This window comes from Bradyrhizobium sp. CCBAU 51627, from assembly GCF_028128765.1.
Lineage (GTDB): Bacteria > Pseudomonadota > Alphaproteobacteria > Rhizobiales > Xanthobacteraceae > Bradyrhizobium.
In genome coordinates, this window is sequence record NZ_LBJG01000024.1 from 548028 (window position 1) to 564974 (window position 16947).

General features: G+C 60.3%; 17 protein-coding genes. 12 read left to right on the forward strand and 5 right to left on the reverse strand.

From position 1 onward, the window contains the following. The first annotated feature begins 98 nt into the window (after window positions 1-98). The 12 genes from XH88_RS17470 (at window position 99) to XH88_RS17525 (ending at window position 11233) form a co-directional block, all read left to right on the forward strand. On the forward strand, window positions 99-1433 hold the full coding sequence (locus XH88_RS17470; RefSeq protein ID WP_271669513.1) for an MFS transporter: 1335 nt from the start codon (window positions 99-101) through the stop codon (window positions 1431-1433). 268 nt (window positions 1434-1701) lie between these two features. Then, on the forward strand, window positions 1702-2616 hold the full coding sequence (gene trbB / locus XH88_RS17475) for a P-type conjugative transfer ATPase TrbB (RefSeq protein ID WP_271669514.1): 915 nt from the start codon (window positions 1702-1704) through the stop codon (window positions 2614-2616). 1 nt (window position 2617) lies between these two features. Then, window positions 2618-2941, forward strand: coding sequence for a TrbC/VirB2 family protein (locus XH88_RS17480; RefSeq protein WP_128948375.1), 324 nt, complete (start codon window positions 2618-2620; stop codon window positions 2939-2941). After that, window positions 2941-3204 (forward strand): VirB3 family type IV secretion system protein, encoded by a 264-nt coding sequence (locus XH88_RS17485; RefSeq protein WP_212355162.1) that lies wholly within the window; start codon window positions 2941-2943, stop codon window positions 3202-3204. Before XH88_RS17480 ends, XH88_RS17485 begins: the two co-directional genes overlap by 1 nt. Window positions 3205-3214: 10 nt before the next feature. After that, the gene (gene trbE / locus XH88_RS17490) at window positions 3215-5656 is read left to right on the forward strand and encodes a conjugal transfer protein TrbE (RefSeq protein WP_271669515.1); all 2442 of its coding nucleotides are present in this window, start codon (window positions 3215-3217) and stop codon (window positions 5654-5656) included. Continuing rightward, entirely contained in the window at window positions 5653-6381 is a 729-nt protein-coding gene (trbJ, locus tag XH88_RS17495; protein ID WP_271669516.1) for a P-type conjugative transfer protein TrbJ, read from the forward strand. Before trbE ends, trbJ begins: the two co-directional genes overlap by 4 nt. Then, window positions 6381-6749: a putative entry exclusion protein TrbK-alt gene (trbK-alt, locus tag XH88_RS17500; RefSeq protein WP_128948379.1), complete on the forward strand. Its 369-nt coding sequence runs from the start codon at window positions 6381-6383 to the stop codon at window positions 6747-6749. Before trbJ ends, trbK-alt begins: the two co-directional genes overlap by 1 nt. Next, on the forward strand, window positions 6746-7972 hold the full coding sequence (gene trbL / locus XH88_RS17505; RefSeq protein WP_271669517.1) for a P-type conjugative transfer protein TrbL: 1227 nt from the start codon (window positions 6746-6748) through the stop codon (window positions 7970-7972). The genes trbK-alt and trbL overlap by 4 nt, the downstream gene beginning before the upstream one ends. 91 nt (window positions 7973-8063) lie before the next feature. Then, window positions 8064-8747: a conjugal transfer protein TrbF gene (trbF, locus tag XH88_RS17510; RefSeq protein WP_128948381.1), complete on the forward strand. Its 684-nt coding sequence runs from the start codon at window positions 8064-8066 to the stop codon at window positions 8745-8747. Then, on the forward strand, window positions 8744-9778 hold the full coding sequence (gene trbG, locus XH88_RS17515) for a P-type conjugative transfer protein TrbG (protein WP_271669518.1): 1035 nt from the start codon (window positions 8744-8746) through the stop codon (window positions 9776-9778). The genes trbF and trbG overlap by 4 nt, the downstream gene beginning before the upstream one ends. Beyond that, entirely contained in the window at window positions 9775-10986 is a 1212-nt protein-coding gene (locus XH88_RS17520; protein WP_271669519.1) for a TrbI/VirB10 family protein, read from the forward strand. The genes trbG and XH88_RS17520 overlap by 4 nt, the downstream gene beginning before the upstream one ends. Window positions 10987-10990: 4 nt before the next feature. Beyond that, the gene (locus tag XH88_RS17525) at window positions 10991-11233 is read left to right on the forward strand and encodes a DUF2274 domain-containing protein (protein WP_128948383.1); all 243 of its coding nucleotides are present in this window, start codon (window positions 10991-10993) and stop codon (window positions 11231-11233) included. Window positions 11234-11408: 175 nt separating this feature from the next. Here XH88_RS17525 and XH88_RS17530 read toward each other — a convergent pair whose 3' ends face one another. The 5 genes from XH88_RS17530 to tnpA all read right to left on the reverse strand — a co-directional run bounded on the left by XH88_RS17530 (window position 11409) and on the right by tnpA (window position 16442). Next, complete coding sequence (locus XH88_RS17530; RefSeq protein ID WP_271669520.1) at window positions 11409-12326, reverse strand: TauD/TfdA dioxygenase family protein; 918 nt, start codon at window positions 12324-12326, stop codon at window positions 11409-11411. 395 nt (window positions 12327-12721) lie between these two features. Continuing rightward, entirely contained in the window at window positions 12722-13351 is a 630-nt protein-coding gene (locus XH88_RS17535; RefSeq protein ID WP_271669521.1) for an FMN-binding negative transcriptional regulator, read from the reverse strand. A 647-nt stretch (window positions 13352-13998) separates the two neighbouring features. Further along, window positions 13999-15651 (reverse strand): IS66 family transposase, encoded by a 1653-nt coding sequence (gene tnpC, locus XH88_RS17540; protein ID WP_271669522.1) that lies wholly within the window; start codon window positions 15649-15651, stop codon window positions 13999-14001. 45 nt (window positions 15652-15696) lie between these two features. Further along, window positions 15697-16044 carry an IS66 family insertion sequence element accessory protein TnpB gene (gene tnpB, locus XH88_RS17545; RefSeq protein WP_038937265.1) on the reverse strand — a complete coding sequence of 116 codons (348 nt, stop codon included), beginning with the start codon at window positions 16042-16044 and terminating at the stop codon, window positions 15697-15699. Next, window positions 16041-16442 (reverse strand): IS66-like element accessory protein TnpA, encoded by a 402-nt coding sequence (gene tnpA, locus XH88_RS17550; RefSeq protein WP_271669523.1) that lies wholly within the window; start codon window positions 16440-16442, stop codon window positions 16041-16043. The genes tnpB and tnpA overlap by 4 nt, the downstream gene beginning before the upstream one ends. Window positions 16443-16947 lie beyond the last annotated feature (505 nt).

The window sequence follows — 16947 nt, forward strand, 5'->3', positions numbered from 1 at the left end:
TTTTCTACGCCAGCCTACGACCGCCGCAATTTAGCCAAGCCGACAAAAAGCTGGACGCGCTATCGGCTCGAATGAGCAGAGGAGCAAGAAGGGCTAGCATGCGGATTTCAGGGACATGGCGTCTCATCGCGCGCGTTTTTCTCCCATTTGCTGCTGGATACTATCTTTCCTACCTTTTTCGAACGATCAACGCTCTGGTCTCTGATCATCTCGTCTCGGATGCCGGGTTCGGTACTGCCGACCTCGGGTTACTCACGTCGGTCTATTTCCTGGTGTTCGCAGCGGCCCAGATCCCAATCGGTATATTGCTGGACCGCTTTGGCCCGCGTCGTGTGCAAAGTGCGTTGCTCTCGGTCGCCGCCGCAGGTGCTGGCCTATTCGCGATATCCACGGGATTGCCGTCACTCTTGATTTCACGAGCAATGATCGGTCTTGGGGTAGCGGCAGCGCTGACCGCTGGGTTGAAGTCCATTGTTCTTTGGTTTCCCAGAGAACGAGTGGCCTTGCTGAACGGTTACATGATCATGCTGGGCTCCCTCGGAGCGGTAACCGCCACGACTCCCGCCGAGCATCTGCTCACCTGGATCGGCTGGCGCCAGCTCTTCGAAATCCTGGCGGCTGCGACTGGTGCCACGGCCGTTCTCATCTATGTGGTGGTTCCTGAACGAGTCGTCGCCTCATCAACAGTACCAACGCACGTCACGCTAAGCTCCGTTTTTGGCGACAGGCGTTTCTTGCGAGTTGCTCCGTTATCAGCGACTTGCGTGGGATCGGCCTGGTCCCTGCAGGGGTTGTGGGCCTCGCCGTGGCTGACGGACGTGGAGCGGCTCGATCGTGCGAGCCTTGTCGGGCAACTCTTCACGATGTCGATCGTGCTCTGCGGTGGCGCCTGGTTGTTCGGTACGATGGTCCATTACATCAGACGAAGAGGAGTGAAAGCGGAAACAGTATTAGCGATTGTCGCGGTGCTGTTCATCGCTGCCGAGTTTACCTTGATTCTGCGCGTGCCTCTGCCGTCCATTCTGCCTTGGTCCGTTGTCGCAATTGTCGGAACTGCGACCGTGGTCAGCTTCGCGGTCATCGGTGATTACTTTTCGCCAGAACTCACCGGTCGTGCAAACGGTGCCTTGAACGTGCTGCACTTCGGTTGGGCATTTCTGGCCCAATACGGCACTGGCTTGGTCCTGGAGCAATGGCCCACTGACGATGGTCATAAGTCCGTCCTGGCCTATCAAATTGCCTTCGGTCTCAACGTAACAGTACAGATCGCGGCGTTCGCATGGTTCGCGCTGCCGTGGCTCCGATCTCTCAACCGGTGGATGGGTTCGGTTCCACTCTTCATGCCGGTTGGCGGTTCCGACGCACTCGAGCCTACCATCTCGAACGAGCAAGCGGTAGTACTAGTGCCCGCTGACGACGACGCCGAGTGGTGAGCAGCGAACTGCAACGTTTAAGCTTTGCCGACGAGCATTGATCAACAACTCTCCGAACCGAACGCGTCCGGTCGAGCAGTTGTAGTATGCTCCCAGTCCTTCTTTTTCTACGCCAATCTACGATCCCCGTAAGCGCTTGTTGCGCCAAGTCAGTCGGTGCCTTTTCTAATCATTCCCATCTGAGGACGCTCTTTAATGCCCTCATTCGGTGGGGACGACGGTGGCAATCCATTCCTTTCAATCTGAGGCGAATTCGCGAGGTGCGCGAATGCTTCGTAGCGCGCTTGGCACAGCCATTGCGGGCTACTTGGAAGACGACGCGATCATCGAAGTCATGCTCAATCCGGATGGTCGGTTGTGGATTGATCGACTGTCAAGTGGGTTGGTTGACACTGGAGAAACTCTGTCTGCGGTCGACGGCGAGCGCATCGTTCGTCTGGTGGCACACCATGTGGGCGCCGAGGTGCACGCCGGAGCGCCACGGGTTTCGGCCGAACTGCCCGGGACAGGCGAGCGCTTCGAAGGTCTCTTGCCTCCGGTCGTTGCAGCACCGGCCTTTGCTATCCGCAAGCCCGCCGTCGCCGTGTTTACGCTCGACGACTACGTCGCCAGGGGGATCATGACCTCGGAGCAGGCGAAGATCCTGAGGGCCGCGGTCGATGCACGGAAGAACATCCTCGTCGCCGGCGGGACCTCGACCGGCAAGACGACGCTGACCAATGCCCTCCTGGCCGAGGTGGCGAAAACCTCCGATCGGGTCGTGCTGATCGAAGACACGCGCGAACTGCAATGCAAAGCGCCCAATCTCGTGGCGCTGCGGACCAAAGATGGTGTGGCTACACTATCGGATCTCGTTCGGTCCTCGCTGCGACTGCGTCCTGATCGTATTCCGGTTGGCGAGGTCCGCGGTGCGGAAGCGCTCGATCTGCTCAAGGCTTGGGGTACAGGCCATCCCGGCGGCATCGGCACTATTCATGCGGGCACCGCGGTCGGCGCGCTACGGCGGCTCGAGCAACTCATCCAGGAAGCCGTCATCACAGTTCCGCGGGCCCTGATCGCCGAGACGATCAACGTTATCGCCGTACTGGCGGGGCGCGGCGCTGACCGTCGCCTCGCTGAGCTCGCCACGGTCTCAGGGCTCGGTACCACCGGCGACTACAGCCTTTCAACAGCAGGAGACTGACATGCGTCAGCAATTTCGCTTTCTTCGAGGTACGTCGTTGGCCGCCTACGGCGCCTTGTTTTTGGTAGTTCAACCCGCATGGGCGGCTGGTTCGAACATGCCGTGGGAGCAGCCGCTCAATCAGATTTTGCAGTCAGTGGAGGGGCCGGTCGCCAAGATCATCGCCGTCATCATCATCGTGGTGACCGGGCTCACGCTCGCGTTCGGGGATTCCTCGGGCGGTTTCCGCAGACTGATCCAGATCGTGTTCGGTCTGTCGATCGCGTTTGCGGCCTCAAGCTTCTTCCTGTCGTTCTTCTCCTTCGGCGGTGGCGTGGTGATCTGATGGATGAGCCGATCACAGGCTTTGTCGTGCCCGTTCATCGCGCGCTCACTGAGCCAATCCTGATGGGCGGCGCGCCGCGATCGGTTGCGATCGTCAACGGCACGCTTGCGGCAGCCCTGGGTCTGGGGCTGCGGCTCTGGATCGCGGGTCTGGTCCTCTGGTTCATCGGCCACATGGCCGCCGTCTGGGCCGCCAAGCGCGACCCCGCTTTTGTCGATGTGGTGCGCCGACATCTGCGCATCCCCGGTCATCTCAACACCTGAGCTCTCGGTCATGATGAACCTTGCTGAATATCGCCATTCCAACGCGCGGCTCGCCGACTTCCTGCCCTGGGCAGCCCTGGTCGACGAGGGAATCATCCTAAACAAGGACGGCTCGTTCCAGCGGACGGCGAAGTTCCGGGGGCCTGACCTCGACAGCGCAGTGCCGGCTGAACTTGTCGCCGTCGCCGGTCGCTTGAATAACGCCTTGCGTCGCCTGGGATCCGGCTGGGCCGTGTTCGTCGAGGCGCAGCGACATTTTGCAGGAGCCTATCCTCCGAGCACCTTTCCGGATGTCGCATCCGCGCTGGTCGACACGGAGCGTAGAGCTCAGATTGAAGAGGCGGGCACCCACTATGAGTCCAGTTATTTCCTGACCTTCCTCTATTTGCCACCGGAGGAAGGGGCTGCCAAGGCAGAACGACTTCTCTATGAGGGGCGGGATCGCACCGTTGGAGCAGACGCGCGTGAGGTTCTCCGCGCATTTATTGACCAAACCAACCGCGTGCTTCAACTGGTCGAAGGGTTCATGCCGGAATGCGCCTGGCTCGATGATCAGGGCACGCTGACCTATCTGCACTCGACGATCTCGACCAAGCGTCATCGCGTTCGAGTACCCGAAATTCCCATGTACATCGATGCGCTGTTGGCCGATCAGCCGCTTACCGGCGGGCTCGAGCCGATGTTGGGCTCAGCCAACTTGAGGGTTCTGACGATCGTCGGCTTTCCGGGAGCGACGACGCCGGGGATCCTGGATGACCTCAATCTACTGCCGTTTTCGTATCGTTGGTCGACCCGCGCGATCATGCTCGACAAGACCGATGCCGCCAGGCTCGTGACCAGGATCCGCCGGCAGTGGTTCGCCAAGCGGAAATCCATCGGCGCCATCCTCAAGGAGGTCATGACCAACGAGGCCTCGACGCTGCTCGATACCGACGCCCACAACAAGGCGCTTGATGCCGACGCGGCGTTGCAGGAACTGGGGTCCGATCAGATCGGACAAGCCTTTGTCACTGCGACCATCACTGTCTGGGACCTTGATCCCAATGCCGCTGATGAAAAGCTGCGCTTAGTCGAGAAGGTCATCCAAGGCCGCGATTTCACCTGCATGATCGAGACGGTGAATGCCGTCGAAGCCTGGCTCGGTGGCTTGCCGGGCCATGTGTACGCCAATGTGCGGCAGCCACCGGTGTCGACCCTCAACCTCGCCCACATGATTCCGCTGTCGGCCGTGTGGGCGGGCGAAGCCAGGGACCTGCACTTCAAGGGGCCGCCGCTCCTGTTCGGCAAGACCGAGGGATCCACGCCTTTCCGGTTTTCGCTCCACGTCGGTGATGTCGGCCATACCCTTGTGGTGGGACCGACGGGTGCTGGCAAGTCGGTCCTGCTCGCGCTGATGGCGCTACAGTTCAGGCGTTACCCGGACTCCCAGGTCTTTGCATTCGACTTCGGTGGTTCGATCCGGGCGGCCGCGCTCGCCATGGGTGGTGATTGGCATGATCTTGGCGGTGCACTGTCTGACGGGAACGAAAACCCTGTCGCCCTGCAACCGTTGGCCTGGATCGATGATCCCTCAGAGCGCGGATGGGCCACCGAATGGATCTGCGCGATCCTGGCACGGGAGAAGGTCGAGATCACCCCGGAGGTCAAGGATCATCTGTGGTCGGCGCTGACGTCTCTCGCTTCAGCGCCGAGGGAGGAGCGCACCCTGACAGGCCTGTCCGTCCTGCTCCAATCGAGCTCTCTGAAGCGCGCCTTGCAACCTTATTGCCTCGGCGGTCCGTCCGGGCGCTTGCTCGATGCAGAATTCGAGCGCCTCGGCGAGGCGTCGGTCCAGGCATTTGAGACCGAAGGCTTGATCGGAACGAGCGCTGCCCCAGCCGTGCTGGCGTATCTCTTCCATCGTATCGGTGATCGTCTTGATGGTCGGCCGACACTCCTCATTGTCGATGAAGGCTGGCTTGCCCTCGACGACGAGGACTTTGCCGGCCAGCTCCGCGAATGGCTGAAGACGCTTCGGAAGAAGAATGCGTCTGTCATCTTCGCTACCCAGTCGTTGTCGGATATCGACGGCTCCGCGATCGCGCCGACTATAATCGAAAGCTGCCCAACTCGACTGTTACTACCGAACGAACGGGCAATCGAACCGCAGATCACCGCCATCTACCGCCGCTTCGGTCTCAACGATCGCCAAATCGAACTTCTGAGCCGGGCAACGCCGAAGCGCGACTACTACTGCCAGTCGCGCCGGGGCAACCGTATGTTCGAACTTGGGCTTGGTGAAGTCGCGCTCGCCTTTACGGCAGCTTCTTCCAAGACCGACCAGGCTGTCATCGCGCAACTTTTTGCCGAACATGGACCTGACGGCTTTGTGCCGGCTTGGCTCCAGCACCGCGACGTCGCGTGGGTCCTCGACCTGATCCCCAATCTCGTCAATCTGGAGAAATTGATATGAGGCGTCTTGGTCTATTGGCGGCTGCTGGCACGGTCGCGCTGATCCTGGGCGTCACGGCGCCTGCAAGGGCGCTGATCGTCTTCGATCCCAATAACTACGTTCAGAACGTCCTGACTGCCGCACGAGAGCTGCAGCAGATCAACAATCAGATCACCTCGTTGCAGAACGAGGCGCAGATGTTGATCAGCCAGGCGAAGAACCTGGCAAACCTGCCGTACTCGTCGATACAGCAACTGCAATCTTCCATCCAGCGGACTCAGCAATTGCTGGCCCAAGCCCAGCGCATTGCCTACGACGTCCAGCAGATCGATCGTGTCTTCTCGACGAGCTACGCACCAGCTACCAGTAGCCAGTCGGATCAGTTGCTGATCGCCAATGCTCAATCGCGTTGGCAGAATTCATATGCCGCAACGCAAGACGCGCTTCGTGTCCAGGCAGGCATCGTTGGCAACCTCGACACCAACCGCGTCCAGACCTCCGCGCTCGCTAGCTCGAGCCAAGGCGCTATCGGTGCCTTGCAGGCGACACAGGCCGGCAATCAGATTCTGGCATTGAACGCGCAGCAGCTCGCCGACCTCACGGCTGTCGTGACGGCGCAGGGCAGGGCGCAAAGCCTTGAAGCCGCGCAACGCGCGGCGGCCCAGGACCAAGGCCGCGAGCAGCTTCGGCGGTTTCTCACGCCAGGGCAGGGCTATCAATCATCCAACGTGCAGATGTTCCACTGATGACCGATATCCGGGCATTCACGGCGTTGTCGCTGCTTACGACAATCGGCGTCCTGGTCGTCACTGCCTGCACGATTCAGCTTCGCGGCGGAGACGGTCCTCCGCCGCCGAAGGCGGAGCAAACGGCAGACGCAACCAGCTCAGACCTCGCGCCCTGCCGCAGCGTCACTGCGGAGCAAGCAGAGCGTTATGAGCGTTGCAAGCAAGTTTGGGCCGAAAACCGCCGTCGCTTCTTTGGCAAGATGGACGGTGCCGCAGTTCCAGGCCGCGACGAATCCGCCGCCGGCGTGGCGCTCGCTCCAAAGGATCAAAGCCGGATCCCCCAGGGATATCCGAACCTGGCGACCCCTGAGGCGAGCAAGCCATGACAGGTACGGGGATCATTGACCAGTTTCTTGAAACGTTCACGCGTTATATCGACAACGGTTTCGGACTGCTCGGTAGCGATGTCGGATATCTCGCAACGACTCTTGCGGCGATCGACATCACGCTCGCCGCATTGTTCTGGAGTTGGGGAACGGACGAGGACGTCATCGCGCGCCTCGTCAAGAAGACGCTCTTCGTCGGCGTCTTTGCCTACCTCATCGGTAACTGGAACAGCCTGGCACGCATCGTCTTCGAGAGCTTCGCTGGTCTTGGACTGAAAGCATCGGGCGCAAGCCTATCTGCATCGGATTTCCTAAGACCTGGAAAGATCGCTCAAGTCGGCCTTGATGCCGGCCGACCATTGCTCGACTCGATCTCCAACCTGATGGGCTACATCAGCTTTTTCGAGAATTTCGTCCAGATCGTCGTTCTCCTGTTCGCGTGGGTCGTGGTGCTGCTCGCCTTCTTCATTCTGGCGATCCAGCTCTTCGTCACCCTGATCGAGTTCAAGCTCACGACGCTAGCCGGCTTCGTGCTCATTCCCTTTGGCTTGTTTGGCAAGACCGCCTTCGCGGCGGAGCGAGTGCTGGGCAACGTGATATCTTCCGGCATCAAGATCCTGGTCCTGGCCGTCATCGTCGGCATCGGCTCGACCCTGTTCTCGCAGTTCACCGTAGGTTTCGGCGATGCACAGCCGACCATCGAAGACGCGATGACGCTGGTGCTCGCGGCGCTTTCCTTGCTGGGCCTCGGCATCTTCGGCCCGGGTATCGCAAACGGCCTAGTGTCGGGCGGACCTCAACTCGGCGCCGGGGCCGCGATTGGAACAGGCCTTGCTGCTGGCGGCATTGTTGCGGCTGGCGCGGGACTCGCCGCTGGCGGTGCCGGTCTCGCTGGCGGTGCGGTTGCAGGCGCCGCGCGCAGTGGCAGCGCTGTCCTAAGCGGAGCATCAGCCGCATATCGAAGGGGCGGCGTTGCTGGCATCGCGGAGGCCGGCAGCTCTGCTGTGATGAGCCCTTTGCGTCGAGCCGCGGCTGCCTTCGGAGGAGGGCGAGCAGGCGAGCAAGGCGCGAGCACCTCGGCTGAAGGGCAGCCTGATTGGGCGCGCCGCATGAAGCGTGCTCAGACCATTCGGCATGGTGCCTCGGCCGCTGGCCACGCTGTCCGCTCGGGCGATCACGGTGGCAGCGGCTCCTCCGTCGATTTGTCCGAAGGAGAACGCTGAGACGCACCACTGCATCTCCGCCGCACAGCAGCGCCTCAAATCCACCTAGCGCACGACTTGAAACCGATCACTCGATATCAAGGGCAACCCGATGTTCAAACGACCATCAGTTCACTACGGGCGCATGCCCGAGCCGATTACGCCATATCAAAAGGCCGCACAGGTTTGGGACGAACGCATTGGATCGGCGCGCGTGCAAGCCAAGAACTGGCGCCTAATGGCGTTTGGCTGTTTGATGCTGTCGGCCGGTCTCGCTGGCAGCCTTGTCTGGCAATCGAGCCGGGGATCAATCACGCCGTGGGTGGTGGAGGTCGATCATCTCGGCAAGGCCCAAAGGGTCGCGCCGGCAAACATCGACTATCAACCGACAGATGCCCAGATCGCCTACCATCTGGCGCGCTTCATCGAGGATGTCAGAGGCCTGCCGGCCGACGGCATCGTTCTGCGCCAAAACTGGCTCCGGGCCTATGATTTTACGACCGATCGCGGCGCCGCTGCGCTCAACGACTACGCGCGCAACAATGATCCTTTTGCCAGACTTGGCAAGGCGCAAATCTCCGTCGACGTCTCGAGCGTCATTCGCGCGTCGTCGGAAAGCTTTCGGGTCGCGTGGACCCAGCGCATCTACGACAACGGCTCGTTGAGCTCGACTGAGCGCTGGACTGCAATCCTAACGATCGTGATCGAGACGCCGCGCGATGCCGAACGTCTGCGCAAGAATCCCCTTGGCGTCTATGTCCGCGCCATCAACTGGTCAAAGGAGTTGGGTCAGTGACCAAGACGCCGTCTGACGTTCATTCGAAATGTTCCATTCAGAAAAGCAGGCTCAATTCGGCTTGGCCGGAGTTCGTGAGCTCGAAGCGTGCACTTCTATCCGCTCTTCTGCTTTGCTCGTCCGTGCTCGGTGGGTGCGCGACCTACATTCCGCCGGAGATCAGCTATGACGCTGAAGTTCCTCCGCTGCCGGCGACGCCCGTCGCTCTCGACGACAGATCGCGACCTCTTCACGTTCCGCCCCTCTGGAAGCCTGCTCTCGGCGGCAAGTCGGGAGGGAAAGAAGACGCTGAACCCGTGAGCCGGGTTGAGACCGCAAACGGCGCAGCCCGCGTGGAACCGCGCAAGCGGGGGTATTTCAACGCAGCGCAAATCTACGCCTATAGTCCTGGGGCGCTCTATCAGATTTACGCAGCGCCGGGGCAGATCACGGATATCGCGCTCGAGGAGGGGGAGCAGTTGACGGGATCGGGGCCAATCGCGGCCGGAGATACCGTACGCTGGGTCGTGGGCGATACCGAGAGTGGAAGCGGCGACACGCGGCGCGTCCATATCCTGGTCAAGCCGACCCGCGCTTCGATCGAGACCAATCTCGTCGTCAATACCGACCGGCGCACCTACCTGATCGAGCTCCGCGCCCGCGAACGGCCATATATGCCGTCTGTTGCCTGGTACTATCCAGAAACTGCACGGGAACGATCGCGTTCGGTCGCTCTGAAGCCCATTCTTCCGGACCCGGCGCGGCGCATCTCCCGCTATGCCATCGAAGGGGACAGTCCTCCCTGGCGTCCGATTGCTGCATACGACGATGGGCGCAAGGTCTATATCGAATTCCCGCAAGGCATCGTGCAAGGTGAGATGCCTCCGCTCTTTGTCATCGGTCCGGATGGCAAAACCGAGCTCGTCAACTATCGCGCTTACACCAACGTATTGATCGTCGATCGGCTGTTTGCTGCCGCTGAACTCAGGCTAGGCGGTGAGCACCAGCAGAAGGTCAGGATTGTCAGGACTGACGGGAGGCCGTCGTCATGAACACCCGGAATGTAAACGATGGGGAGCAAGCAGTTCCCCCGGAGACACAATGGGAGCAGTCAGAAAGTTTCCGCTTGAGAGCAGAGCATCCGCGCGTGACAAGATTGTCACGAAAGGTCTTGGCCGGCGGGATCGCGTTTGCCCTGCTTGTCATCGGCGGAGCGGTGCTGTGGTCGCTGCAGAACAATCGCTCCCGTAATCAGGCGGCCGATGAGCTTTACGGTACCGACCATCACAATGTTGCCGACGGAATTACGACGCTGCCGAAGGACTATGCTGGCGTTCCGCGCCAGCCAATACCGCAGCTTGGCCCGCCGCTCCCCGGGGATCTCGGTCGACCGATCCTCGCGGCCCAGGGCCAGCCGCCGACGATCGGCGCTGATCCGGACCAGCAGCGTCGAGAACAAGAGACCGAAGCTGCGCGTATCAGCCGTTTGTTCGCTTCGACCAATGGAAGAGACGTGCGTCCGCCCGTCCCTGCGGCGGTTGGAAGTGACCGCGTGGTGCCACCGAACGCAACGAGCACTGGCGACGATGGATCTGCGCAGAACGGCCAGGACCGCAAGCTTGCCTTCGTGAACGCCTCTGTCGACCGTCGCACGGTAAGCCCTGACCGTGTCACCAGACCCGCTTCACCATACATCGTGCAGGCTGGGACGATGATTCCAGGGGCGCTCATCACTGGAATTCGATCGGATCTGCCAGGCCAAGTTACAGCGCAGGTAACCGAGAATGTTTTTGATACGCCGACCGGCCGCTTTCTTCTTGTGCCTCAAGGAGCGCGCCTGATCGGGATTTACGATAGCCTGGTCACTTTCGGCCAATCCCGTGTGCTGCTTGTCTGGACCCGGCTGATCATGCCGAATGGACGTTCAATCGTTCTGGAGCGGCAGCCTGGCGCTGACACCGCAGGATATGCAGGCCTCGAAGATCGGGTTGACAATCACTGGGGCGAACTCTTTAAGGCTGCGGCACTATCGACGTTTCTGGCGGTCGGGACAGAACTGGGGGCCGGTTCGGACTCCAACAGCAACGACAGCGCCATCATCCAGGCATTGCGACACGGCGCCTCCGACTCATTAAGCCAAACTGGACAGCAGGTCGTTCGGCAGAGTCTCAACATTCAGCCTACTCTGATCGTGCGCCCCGGGTATCCGGTTCGCGTTCTCGTCAATCATGACCTCATACTTACGCCGTATAGAAAGTGACAACATGCCGAAACTCAAAATAGGAGAGCTTCCAGACGACAAGCCCGTCAAAGTGAGCACAGAACTGCCTGCGGCCGTGCATCGTGATCTCATTGCATATGCAGAAGCGCTTACGCGTCAGGGTGGTCAAGTGGTCGATCCGACTAAACTCATCGCGCTCATGTTGGCGCGCTTTATGGCGACGGATCGAGGATTTTCTAAACTGAAACGTGAAGGCCACGCCCCCTCCACTGACGAAGGACAGTGACGCTTAAGCGTCCCCGAAGCTGTTGGTCGACGCAAAATAGTTCCGTAATCAACCCAGGCGCTGCCGAGTTGGCGCTAACAGCTGGATATCGTATCGGAAAGTGTGTTCCCGCGTCTGCCCGGAACAACTCCGATTAGCGGGTTCTCTCTGTTTTCAGACGCGAGAGTGCTGGAGTCTAAGTGCGGCTATTCGTTACCTTCAGGCGCGTTACACTACTCCGGCCATCGACGCTGACAGGCACGTCACCCTCGATCGTGGCCCGACGTACGATGCGACGCTGGTCCCCGTAGTCGTTGACCGCGTAATGCTGCGTTGCCCGGTTATCCCATATCGCAATATCGTCCTCTAACCAATTCCAGCGCACGGTGTTTTCGGGTGCGGTGATGTGCGACTGGAAAAGATCAAATAGTTTTTGTCCGTCGTATTTGGAGACCCCAACAAAGTGCTTCACCAAGGCGCCGAGCACTAGCGTCCGCTCGCCTGTTTCGGGATGGACGCGTACGACGGGATGCTCGGCCTCGAAAACTGTTCTGGTGAACACCTCGTCAAAGTGTTTTTTGTCGACATCGCGGACACGTGCCATCCCGGCGTAATCGAAAACATTGCTGTGAACGGCCCATAGGCCCTCGGCAAGCCGTTGTAGCGGCGGCGGCAGATCAAGATAAGCGGCAGCTGTGTTCGACCACACGGTGTCGCCTCCGAACGTTGGCATTACTACTGCCCGTAGGACCAAAATCTTGGGATAGGCGTCGGCGAAAGTCCCATCTGCATGCCAAACGTCGGCGCGACCGCCGCCGCGAGTGGAATCCAACTCGAGGAGCGACGCCATCCCCTTGGTAGCACCGAGCATCGGATGTGGCACTAGCTTTCCGAGACGAGCGGCAAAGCGCTCCTGCTCGGCGTCATTGAGATGTCCTTGATTGCGGAAGAAGATCACCTTGTGCTCGAGCAATAAGCTGCTGATCGCGGCGATCGCGTGATCCGGTAGATCGCCTGATAGTTTGATATTTTTGACTTCGGCACCGATGCGCGCTGCACGTTTCACAACATCTGTGCTCGGGATGAAGCCACCGATCAAAGCCATTGCGCTCATCTTGCTTTTCCAAGTCCTGGCCGTTCTTCCTCGCCTCTTGAAGCGAGTAATCTTCAGCAAGCATCGTGCCAAGTACCCGTCAATGCGCACTGAACGAATGGTGGTATTTGGCGCGAGCCATAAACTGAGCCGATGGTTGGGCATGCCAGGCGGCGCTGGGAAAGCTATGCCGAATGGACTTTAGCTTACTATGCGCGCTGTACTGGATCTGACACCAGCTTGTGCCTCTGTCAGAATACGGACAACTGTCTCTAAACAGCGCGGTAAGTCCGAGCTGACTGTTCCGTTAATGAATTTCGCGAGGCAATCGATGGCCCGACCGCTGGAGCCTGGGAGAGCTGTAGATGCAACATCAGGTCGAGCGGCGCTGTTGGCTGGTCATGCACATTTGTGTTTCAGTCCTGAATCGGGATAAGAGCTGCAACTTCCTGGTCCCGTGCCAGTTTGCTCGCCGCTAGGCCGGTGGCGACACCAATGCGATCTGGCGCGGGGCGGTTTTGGCTCATCTTGCGCTTGCCTTCGACTTTGGTGATCGGGATGCGCACGCCGACGATTTCACGCAACTGGGCGGCTATGAAATCCGCGGGCGCATCGCTGACCGCCCAGGGCGTCGCACGTGACGTCTCATGGATATTCGTCAGACGCGTCACGATCTCGAGCAGGCGATTGGGATCCTCGAAGAACTCAATCGGCCCATGGGCGTGGACCGCGATGTAATTCCATGTCGGAACCACATGTTCAGCTTGTCGCTTGCTGGGATACCAGGATGGCGTCACATAAGCGTCCGCGCCAGTAAAGATCGCCAGAGCTTCTCCAATCGGGGCCGTGCGCCATTGTGGATTGCCCTTCGCCAGATGCCCGTACAGCGCGCCGTGTTCGCCTTCGCTCTCATTGAGGAAGAGCGGAAGAGGGGTCGCAAGTGGCCCATCTGATGTCGCCGTGATCAGGTTGGCCAATCGGGCGCAGCGGATTGTCGCTCGAATGTTCTCGATGTCGTCGTCTCGAAACGGGACTGGTATGTACATGAAGGCTCTCCACTGGCAGCGTGGAGATAAACCTAAATCAATATGCTAGAAAGCTGCCAGTTTCAGTCGTTCCCCTAACCGTGTTGCAAAACCACTACGTCCTGGCCCCGTCGAGTTGAGCAATCAACGCTGATTATCGTCATTGCTGCAGTGCTAGCAGAGCTTCTTCCGATCAGCTGGGGCAAGCTGGGTAAGACTATCCGCGGCTCGATCGCGGGCACGGCCACCGCGATTCATCACCTGCGCCCACCCGGCGGGCCACATCGGATCTGCCTTCCGCGTTGTTCACATATCTTGCAAATGAATTGAGGTCCTAATGTCGTTCACTTATCGCCCTATGCTCAAGACGCAAACGGGTGAGGTTGCTGCCCTGCTCCAGTTGGTCGCGCCCCAACGCGGCGCCTTGCGGCGCGACACTCGATGTACCCGGGCCGCATCGCCGAAATGATCCTGAACGGCGCGCTGAAACCGGCGACACGTTTTGCGAGAACCTCTTGGATCTGGACGACGAGTAATGACGTCGTCGCCTGTAACTCGGCAGGCTGAAACGCGGCGCACGCCAGGTCGGCAGTAAGCATACGATGAAGATCGCCCGATTGACGCGTGCGCGCGGGCCCGGCGAGCTCTATGATGGCGTTGCGTGAAGGTCAGGCGGCCTGCTGACCGGCGGGCTTGCCGGCTTGGCCCAGGAGCTTCCATTCCCAGGGCAGCAGTTCGTGCAGACGCGATGTGGGAAGATCGGCGATACGGGCGAGGACGTCGGCGAGCCAAGCCTTGGGATCGACCTCGTTGAGGCGACAGGTCGTGATCATCGTCAGCATGATGGCGGCACGGTCGGCGCCACGCTGGCTGCCGGCGAAGGTCCAGTTCCGCCGTCCCAAGGCGATGCCTCTCAATGCGCGCTCGGCACAATTGTTGGTCAAGCAGATCCTGCCATCGTCGAGGAAGCGGGCGAAGTCGTCCCAGCGCCTGAGCATGTAATTCATAGGCTTTTGGACCTCGGAGGAGCGCGAGAGGGTTTCGCGCTCACGCAGCAACCAGGCGTGCATGTCCTCGAGAAGCGGCTTGCTCTGTTCCTGGCGCACGGCACGCCGCTCCTCGGCGCCGCGGCCGTTGATGGCGCGCTCGATCTCGAACAATGCATCCAGGCGTCTGACCGCCTCCAGCGCGATCGGAGAGACCGGTTTGCCCTTCTTACCTTCCCGAGCATTTTTCTCGATGTCGGCCAGCTCGAAGAAGCCCCGTCGTGCGTGGGCAAAGCAAAATGCTGGCGTAATCGGCCGTGCCTTCTTCTGCGGATCGAACAGCGGTTCGAATCCGCTGTAGCAATCGGCTTGCAGGATACCACCGAAGGCGACCAGATGCTTCTGGGGATGCTCGCCTCGTCGGTCGCTCGAGGCGTAATAGACCGCAGCCGGCGACGCGGGCCCAGCGAAGGGCCGGTCATCCCGCACATAAGTCCAGATCCGTCCGGTGGTACACTTGCCCTTCGCCAGGATACGGATGGTGGTGTCATCGCCATGAAGGCGCTCGGCCGCGAGCGCATGGCGTTCGATCAAATGGAAGAGCGGCATGACGGCGAAGGTGCCGTGGCCGACCTGGTCGGCCAGGGTCGACAACGACAGGTCGATCCTCTCGGCCTTGAAGCGCGCACTCTGGCGGTTGAGCGGGATATGCATGCCAAACTTGTCGAACAGGATCGTCGCCAGCAATTGTGGGCCAATGAAGCCGCGCGGCGTGGCATGGAACGGCGCGGGTGGCTGGCTGATCTTCTCGCAATCGCGGCAGGTGAACTTCTCCCGTACCGTCTCGATCAACTTGAAGCGGCGTGGGATCTCCTCCAACGTCCTGGTCACATCCTCGCCGATCTTCGCCAGCCGCGATCCACCGCAGCAGGCGCAGCTCGTTGGAGCCTCCATGACGACGCGCTCGCGTTCGATGTCGTCCGGCCATGGCTTGCGCACCGGCCGCTTGCGCGTGAAGGAACGGACGTTCTGCGTCTTTGCTGCTGCAGCCCGCGCGGCAAGCTCATCCTCGCTGGCTGTGGTAACGAGTTCCTCGAGCTCCAGCTCCAACTGCTCGAGCAGCCGTGCCGTGCGCTCGGAGCGCGGCCCGTACAGTTCGCGTTTGAGCTTCTCGATCCGCAGCTCAAGATGCGCGATCAGCGCCTCGTTGTCCGACAGCTCCGCCCGCACACTGGCAGCCACCGCCTCGGCGTGTAGCCGCGCCTCACGCTCGGCCTGCAGCGCCGCCAGGGCACTCGCAAGGTCCGATGGAAGATCGTCCGGCTTCGACATCATGAAGCCAGTGAATCAGATCAAGCCGCAGATTCAAACCATAAAACGCTATCCGACCCGCGTTGGACGCTGGGTTTCTTGTGGGTTGCGCCAATCGATCCCGGACAACAGATAGCTCAACTGCGCCGGCGAGATCGTTACTGATTCACCGGCAACCGATGGCCAGATGAACCTTCCTCTCTCGAGTCTTTTGGTAAACAGGCATGCTCCCTGGCCATCGTGCCAGATCATCTTCACAAGATCGCTGCGGCGACCACGGAAGACGAACAGATGACCGTTGAGCGGGTCTTTGTGCAGCACCTCCTGCACCTGGAGTGCCAACGACGGAAAGCCTCTGCGCATATCGGTGTAGCCTGTCGCGAGCCACACTCGCGCGCCGGTCGGAACCGGGATCATCGGCGCACCAGGGCATCGACAACGCGACGCAGCGCGTCTCCATCAACCTCGCCATCGACCCGGATGCGGTGCCCGCTACCGAGATCAATCTCGATGATGCCCTGGCTCCTCCGTCGACGCGCCGGCGCCGTCGTCAATGGCACTTCGGTCAGGTGCCGCGGCGGCACAGACGGTCCGATCTCCACTGGCACGAACGGAGCTATACTCGTCTCACCGCGCTTGCAAAACTCTTTGCGCCACCTGAACAGCTGGCTCACATGAAGGCCGGCCATGCGAGCCACCTCGGAAACAGTGGCTCCGGGCTCGAGCGATGCTGCAACCAGCCGTTCCTTCTCATCTCGCGACCACCGCCGCCGCCGCTCGACCGATGTGATCACCTCTGCCCGCGAAATCGTCATAGCGCTTCTCCTAGGATTACCCCTAGGACCTGCAGCGCTCGCCTCCGTCAAACAAGGCGGCCGTCAACGGAGGCGTACGGTCGGCATCGCGGCCGTTCTGGCTTATAGTGAGCCTATACTCTATCGCGCACTCACGGGGCGACGTTTAACGCCAAAATTGCGATCACCGCCGTCACCACTGTGACCGTCATGGTCACGGTTTCGAAGCCGATCCCCCAGCTTCCGTTTTCACCAAGGTCCACCACAAAAGAACCAATCCAAATAGTACGCACGCGCCGCCGTTAACGACGACGCGATTAGCTCTTATATCGACAACGAAGGAACCAAGAATGGCTATTCCCAAAATGAGAAGCGCTACTCCTGTTGCGGCAGTCAAAACGTTAGAACCGTTTTTTCGGGGCATCGCTGCTACTCCGATCTTAGTTAGTCCGAATGGTGACAAGCCTGCTTGCAACTTCGGAGCGTAATTACACTGCGCTAAATGTCTAACCGTTTCCAGTCGCAG